Here is a 6,476-nt window from a genome sequence, read left to right as displayed (position 1 = left end):
TTCCGGCAGCGCGTATGTCTTTGAGCGCGATGGCGCTGGCAACTGGTTTGAGGCGGCGAAGCTGATCGCCTCCGATGGGGCGGAATGGGACATTTTCGGTGAGAGCGTTTCGATATCGGGTGACGATGCCGTGATTGGTGCGGGTTATGACGACGACAATGGATCTTTTTCCGGCAGTGCCTATGTCTTTGAGCGCGATGTCGCTGGTAGCTGGAATGAAGTCCAGAAGCTGACGGCCTCCGATGGCGATGCAGGGGACTACGTCGGTTACAGCGTTTCGATCTCAGGTGACTTTGTGGTACTCGGCGCGCTTGGAGATGAGAACGACACCGAGTCTAATTCCGGAAGCGCTTACATCTTTGAGCGCGATGGAGCGGGCAACTGGATTGAAGTCCAGAAGCTGATCGCATCAGATGGTGCGGAAGGTGACTGGTTCGGCTGGAAAGTTTCGATCTCAGGTAACGATGCCGTGATCGGCGCGCCTTATGATGACGACAACGGATCTTCTTCCGGCAGCGCGTATGTCTACCAAATCGAGCCGGCACCTGTCTGCCCTGGTGATGCCACAGGCGATCTGGTTGTGAACCTGGCAGACTTTTCACAGCTGCTGGTCGACTACGGTACGACTGGTAGTAGCGCAGCTGACTTCAACGGTGACAACATTGTTGATCTCGCCGACTTTTCAATACTGCTGGTTAACTTCGGTAACGACTGCACGGCGCCGCTTCGTGCATCGCCCGCCGGCGGATCAAAGAATTCGGCGTGGCCTGGTCCGGTGAACGAATCTGCCAGGCACTTCAGTCCTATCAAAAAGAAAAAACCATGACACCTCTGTTAAGATCTGTTCTTTTAGTCGCGCTTGGAATTGCCAGCCTGCTCATGACTTCATGCCAAGGCAATCCAGCTCACAGTTCATCCCAGGCTTTGCATGGGACGAAGCCTTCGGGAGACTTAAGAGCGTTCATTGCGCATATGGATCCAAGTGATCAATACTCTGTGAAGTGCGTCGCGAGCAATATCGACTTTCCTCTGTATCGCAGTTCTGTGCCTCTTGTGGCACAATCTGATTTGATCAGCGCGACGAAACGGCCGGCGATGGAGAATCATGTGATGGTCGACTTTGGCTTAACGCCGGCTGCACAGAAGAAATATCGTGATATGGCATCTGAACTCGCAGATAACTTTATTCTGTGGATGGATGGAGACAAGGTCTGGACTGCGACAATGGTCCATGGCATCGTTATTAAGCCAGCCCTGCTCTACGATTCTAACGGACCGCATGCGGCAGAGATAGACATGCTTATCAACGAGATTAATAGTGAGAAGAGTAGCTCATAGATAAGGCCAAGTGAGGACTACATTCGATATGATTGAGTCCACGCAATGACCCAGACGAAGCCTGACAAATATAAGCCGGTCATCACTGGATGGGTGATCTTTCTGAGTCACCTCGTGTGGGTTGCTTTCATCGCCTTTTGGCTTGCACTGCTGATATACCTATCAAGTCCGCGTTCACCCTCTGTCAGTGCGTGGGACAACTATGTTGATTCAATCGTATTAGTGCTTAGTTTTGGGATGCCTGTGGGAATCATTAGCTTTGTTGTTGTCTGGCTACGAATCAAAAAGAGTAACTACTTCAAGGTTGCAAAAAAGACCGTTCTGAATGATGGCCGCGATGGCTTCTGGTCAGATTATTGGTTTAATTTGGCATTGGTTACTGCGGGTGTTATTGGTTTGTTTGGCTTTGATATTGTCGATAGTGCGCCTTACTATTTAGTTGGCGTAATTATGTTGGCTATCGTGGCGGCTGGGTTACTTGCCAATACCTTGCTTATCAGGCTGCCAAATACTTTTGTCATGCTCAGTGGCTTATTTGTAATACAAAGTGCGAAGCTGATACAACTATTAGAAGAGAGCAATGGCAAAGTTTGTCTTGAGTGTGGTCACGTCTTAGGGCCACAGGCTCTCAATGAAGACAAGTGTCCTGAGTGTGGCAAGGCAGTCGATTTGATGAGGCACGAAAAGATCAGTTAGGCCTACAGTCGATACCGATCATCAATAGCTGAACCAGAGATACTGGACGGATAGCAGATCTGCGCTTTGGTAAGATGGTGCCTACAAGGAGCTCACACCATGAATACGCAACAAAGCGAAATCGACATACTGAAGGCCAAGATCAAGACACTGGATGTTGCACTTGCCAAGCAATCTAGAACATTTAAACGCATCGTCTACGGCTTCGGCTGTTTACTCGTTGCAGGTATTGCATTGGCAGCAACCAGTATGCAAGGCGTACCGAATGTGATTCAAGCGAAGGCGTTTCAGGTCGTTGATGATGAAGGCAAGGTAATGGCGGCACTTGTAGAAGGTGCAACTAATGGCGTCTTGACCATCTTTAACAAGGACGGGAAGATAGTTGCCAGAATGGATGCGAATGCAGCTGGTGGCTTGTTTGGCATCAACAGCAAGGATGGGAAGCGAGTTGCCGGACTTAGTGCGCAGCCAGATGGTGGCTTGTTGGGCATCAACAACAAGGACGGAGAGATCGTTGTGGGACTTGGTTCGGATCCAGATGGTGGTGGCGCGTTGGACATCTACGGCAAGGACGAGGCAATAACCTTCAAAGCACCATAAAAGAAGCCGCCGGGAATGAACCCGACGGTACTGAATAGAACAACACCAGCCCCGGTTTCAAAGCCGGGGTTGTTTGTTTAAGTGTGTTTTCAATAACACTTGGAGGTTACTTTTCTGTACATTGAACAGATGGAGAGTATGCACACTTATAAAGGGGATCACACTGTGACCACACAACCAGGCGAAATCGACGTACTGAAGGCCCAGGTCAAGACACTGGATGCTGCACTTGCCAAGCAATCCAGAACATTTAAACGCATGTTCTACGGCTTCGGCTGTTTATTCGTTGCAGGTATTGCACTGGCAGCAACGAGTATGCAAGGACCCACAAGTGGCAACTTCACAAACCTCACTTGTACATCACTGACGGTCAATGATGGCGCCATCAAGATCAACAAAGCCGGCAAAATGACGACGAAGCTTTATTCCGACAGTGGCGGCGACGGCCAAGTTGAACTCTATAACAGTGCAGGCAACATCTGCGCTGAACTTTATGGAGACTCAGATGGCGATGGGCGATTGCGTATCTACATGGAAGATGGCACATTAGCCGTTGATCTCCATGCGTATGAAGCTGGTGGCGCGTTAAACATCAAGAACGTGAACGGGAAGCGAGCTGCGATACTGTTTTCGAATCGAGATGGTGGCGAGGTGATGATCAATAACAAGGACGGGAAGCGAGTCTTCTCAGCACCATAAAAAAAGACCGTCAGGAAATAGTTTGCCGGCTTTCGACGGAGTAAGCAATGCCTAAATTTGTGCATGTATACACAGGGCCGGATGGAACATCTGTCATAGAGGAACGGGAGTTCGAGATGAAGGAATTCCGGGACACTGAAGGTGCACATGGTCTTGCCACTGCCATGGAGCAAACAACAGGTATTTCATTTCGTGAGTATGAAGCGGGTTATTTCTTAGACTTCCATACGGCTCCAAGGCGCCAATACAGCATATCGTTGACCGGCTCTATCGAACTGGGCACGCCGGATGGGACGCTTAAGCAATATGGTCCTGGAACTGTGTTGCTCGCTGAGGATACCCATGGCACGGGCCATTCCACACGTGTCATCGGAGACGAACCAAGGTTTGCCATCATCATTCCACTTTCTTGACGGATCTAAGATCGACGGTACTGAATAGAACAACACCAACAGCCCCGGTTTCAAAGCCGGGGTTGTTTGTGTATTGGCGTGTTGCAAACGCAATCGTAGCGGGGCAGGGCGCAAAGACCGCGCCCTGGTCTCAGATTTCCTTGAGCTTAGTGGGCTCAGATGACCACACCTTAAAAAGGCATGCGGAATTTCTCAATGGTGAAAGCGCGGCTCGAATGTTTTTGCGCTGCTTTTTCGGCGGTCTCTCTATGGACGGTTAGTTTGGCATTCAGCATATCCAAACAACTTGTGGGGGCCATAAGGACACATCTCAATGAAAGATTTCGTCAAGTGTGGAAACGTAGCGTTACTGATGATCTTGGTCTTGAACCTGATATTTGTAGATGCATGGAATATTCCAGCCTTTGCCGACAGGCAGAATAGTTCAGTTGCCACTGGATCAGTTGCGACCGAAACTGACTTCAATCCCAAGACAAGGAATGCTTTGACTGAACTTGCAGAAGTTCATAATCAGCTCTGTAACGATGTGTTTTTAGGTGCGTCTGATCCTTCGGGCGTTCCAATCATCTATGAACTAAACAGCCCAATTGACGATATTGGAGGCTACGTTGGCCATGCCTTTGTCGACGGAGTAGAACGGCCATTTCTTCTCGAAGTCGTTCATATTGAAAAAGAGATTTGGAAAGGCGGTTTGACTCAGCAGCTATTAACAATGCTGGGTGTTAATTATCCCATGGGTCAGCTCAAGGAGAACCATGGCTTCGTCGCCCGGATCATCAATCCTGAATTTGGTGGCAGTGCATTGATACAGGGTATTGCCTTCACAGAGACCGTCGGCTCGAGCAGGGGCGCGGGTGACGCTGCCTTTGTGCCGATCGTTGACTGGGTTGCCGCAACCAATGACTTTCCAGTTGAGTATTTTCAACACTTTTACTTCACCCCGGCCATTGAAGGTGCCTGCTTTTGCAAACGGTGTCCTGCGCAATCGAATTATCCTCTTGCGGGCTATTGCCCTCTATGCGACTGTGAACTTGGTGAAAAACTGGCAGCGGCGGCAAGCTGTCGATTTTGGGAAAATTTTAGGCCACTGTTTTCCTTCGGATTAATGATGTTCGGCGGTGCGCTTGTGTTGACGCCTTTGGGCTGGGGCTGGGGCGGTGCTATAATTGCATTTGGCGGTGGCGTACTTACCAATGAGATCTTTCTCGCTCTTGAAAACGGCGGTATGAGCTCCTGTGAAAATGATCAGGACATTATGGATGAAGAGTTCTGGAAATTCTGTGCTAGTGGCGATTATTGTGATAAACCAGACGATCCAGCAAACACAGACTGTCCAATGACATGCAACGAAGACCAGTCTGGTGAGCCATGGTAAGCATCGCCGTCAAACCCGTTTGGTCGTTACTATTGATGCCTATGAAGCTCAATCCATTTCGCGTTGATGAACTGCGCCTGCTGCCGACGCGCAAGATGCGGCAGCAGGTGAAGCGACAAAACCGAAAAATGATGGTTGGATTTGTTGTTGCGTCTTCACTTTTGCTTGTAATTATCGCGGGCGTGGCATTTGTTCTCACATCGCCTTTTAATTCTACTTACCTCACAATTTATCTGTCCATAGGTCTGGCATTTTTAGTTTACAGCCTAATATGGAAGGCAATATATCATGGGTCTTACGCATATAGACGGAAAGTACGCGCTGATATCCGAAAGCTGGGTATCCCTATTTGTGTGCGCTGTGGCTATCGCGCGGCGAGTATGCATACCGAAACATGTTCTGAGTGTGGCAAGCCAGTCGAGGGTAAAAAGAAAGCGAAGTAAAGATGCGAACTGATGGACAGTACAATACCAAGTGCAATGACTCAAGAAGGTAGCGACAATTCGGCTGAGACTAAGCCACCTCGTTCATGGTCGTGGTTGTGGTTTCGACCGATTCAGCTGCAAGGCTTGACCACCAGTGAGCGGCGGGTGATACGGCGGGAGATGCGTTTTGGTCCAAAGCAGATTGCATGGACTGCATCTTCCATTGCTTTGGTTGGCTTTATTTCTGGCCTCAGCATTGCGGTAGTCATTTTAAAATTAGACGATCCCGGTTTTCCCATGGTGATCTTTAAGGGCGTCTTGTCGCTCGTCTTTGTCTCTTGTGGTTGGTTTTTCTTGGCAATTTGCTTTGTGTTTCGTCTCTTAACGGTCTTAATGATCATGAATGTGAGAGTATGTGACAGTTGTGGACAGCGGGCTCAATCAAACACAGTCTCAACATGTCGGGAATGCAACTCGATCATTCATGATGACTTTGATTCGTATGACCGCATCCGGAGCGTCGCCAGCCTGAGCCGCCCTCGGCTTCGGGCTGCCCTGGCTCAATGTCGCTCGCCTCAGGAGCGCCGAATGGTCTGGCAGCAGGTGAACCCAGTATCGCGCACATCAATCAACTGGCGTTGGCTTGTTACCAGCCTTATTTGCATCGCCGTTTCTACTGCTCTAACTATGATGTCTATAGATAGTTTGTTCATGATATCGGATGGTTCCTCTCCGGCCATAGCGATTCTTATATTCGAATTCACAATGCTCTTTGCCGTGCCTATCTTTGCGATTGGTATGTTGGTGTTCATTGCCCAAGCCAATATAAAAACCAGTATTGAACGTGCCGGTATCCGACTCTGTCGCCGTTGCCTGAATCGTGCTTACGATGAAAGCCAAACAAAATGCGAGGCCTGCCAACTGGAACTC

At 49.2% G+C, this 6,476-nt stretch carries 9 protein-coding genes; all 9 read left to right on the top strand.

Going from position 1 to position 6,476, the window contains the following annotated elements; translation table 11 throughout:
* A partial coding sequence (locus P8J86_02900) for a hypothetical protein (GenBank protein MDG2053633.1) occupies nucleotides 1-826 on the top strand: 826 nt, incomplete at its 5' end.
* Nucleotides 823-1,338: a hypothetical protein gene (locus P8J86_02895; protein ID MDG2053632.1), complete on the top strand. Its 516-nt coding sequence runs from the start codon at nucleotides 823-825 to the stop codon at nucleotides 1,336-1,338. The genes P8J86_02900 and P8J86_02895, both read left to right, overlap by 4 nt.
* Nucleotides 1,339-1,383: 45 nt before the next feature.
* Nucleotides 1,384-2,034, top strand: coding sequence for a hypothetical protein (locus tag P8J86_02890; protein ID MDG2053631.1), 651 nt, complete (start codon nucleotides 1,384-1,386; stop codon nucleotides 2,032-2,034).
* Nucleotides 2,035-2,133: 99 nt separating this feature from the next.
* Entirely contained in the window at nucleotides 2,134-2,634 is a 501-nt protein-coding gene (locus P8J86_02885) for a hypothetical protein (GenBank protein MDG2053630.1), read from the top strand.
* A gap of 165 nt (nucleotides 2,635-2,799) precedes the next feature.
* Nucleotides 2,800-3,333, top strand: coding sequence for a hypothetical protein (locus P8J86_02880; GenBank protein MDG2053629.1), 534 nt, complete (start codon nucleotides 2,800-2,802; stop codon nucleotides 3,331-3,333).
* A gap of 47 nt (nucleotides 3,334-3,380) precedes the next feature.
* Entirely contained in the window at nucleotides 3,381-3,746 is a 366-nt protein-coding gene (locus P8J86_02875; GenBank protein MDG2053628.1) for a hypothetical protein, read from the top strand.
* A 313-nt stretch (nucleotides 3,747-4,059) separates the two neighbouring features.
* A complete protein-coding gene (locus P8J86_02870; protein MDG2053627.1) occupies nucleotides 4,060-5,121 on the top strand; it encodes a hypothetical protein in 1,062 nt (353 codons plus the stop codon).
* Between the two features lie 41 nt (nucleotides 5,122-5,162).
* The gene (locus P8J86_02865) at nucleotides 5,163-5,564 is read left to right on the top strand and encodes a hypothetical protein (GenBank protein MDG2053626.1); all 402 of its coding nucleotides are present in this window, start codon (nucleotides 5,163-5,165) and stop codon (nucleotides 5,562-5,564) included.
* Between the two features lie 12 nt (nucleotides 5,565-5,576).
* Nucleotides 5,577-6,476, top strand: a 900-nt coding sequence (locus P8J86_02860) for a hypothetical protein (protein ID MDG2053625.1), incomplete at its 3' end; no start/stop codon positions are given.

This window comes from Phycisphaerales bacterium (assembly GCA_029268515.1).
In the GTDB taxonomy this organism is placed as follows: Bacteria; Planctomycetota; Phycisphaerae; order Phycisphaerales; family SM1A02; genus JAQWNP01.
Note: the sequence above shows the minus strand (reverse complement) of the source record. Positions and strands in the feature narration are given on the sequence as shown.

Coding starts and splice junctions, on each gene's coding strand:
- P8J86_02895 (MDG2053632.1), top strand. CDS start 823: ATGACACCTCTGTTAAGATCTGTTCTTTTAGTCGCGCTTGGAATTGCC.
- P8J86_02890 (MDG2053631.1), top strand. CDS start 1,384: ATGACCCAGACGAAGCCTGACAAATATAAGCCGGTCATCACTGGATGG.
- P8J86_02885 (MDG2053630.1), top strand. CDS start 2,134: ATGAATACGCAACAAAGCGAAATCGACATACTGAAGGCCAAGATCAAG.
- P8J86_02875 (MDG2053628.1), top strand. CDS start 3,381: ATGCCTAAATTTGTGCATGTATACACAGGGCCGGATGGAACATCTGTC.
- P8J86_02870 (MDG2053627.1), top strand. CDS start 4,060: ATGAAAGATTTCGTCAAGTGTGGAAACGTAGCGTTACTGATGATCTTG.
- P8J86_02865 (MDG2053626.1), top strand. CDS start 5,163: ATGAAGCTCAATCCATTTCGCGTTGATGAACTGCGCCTGCTGCCGACG.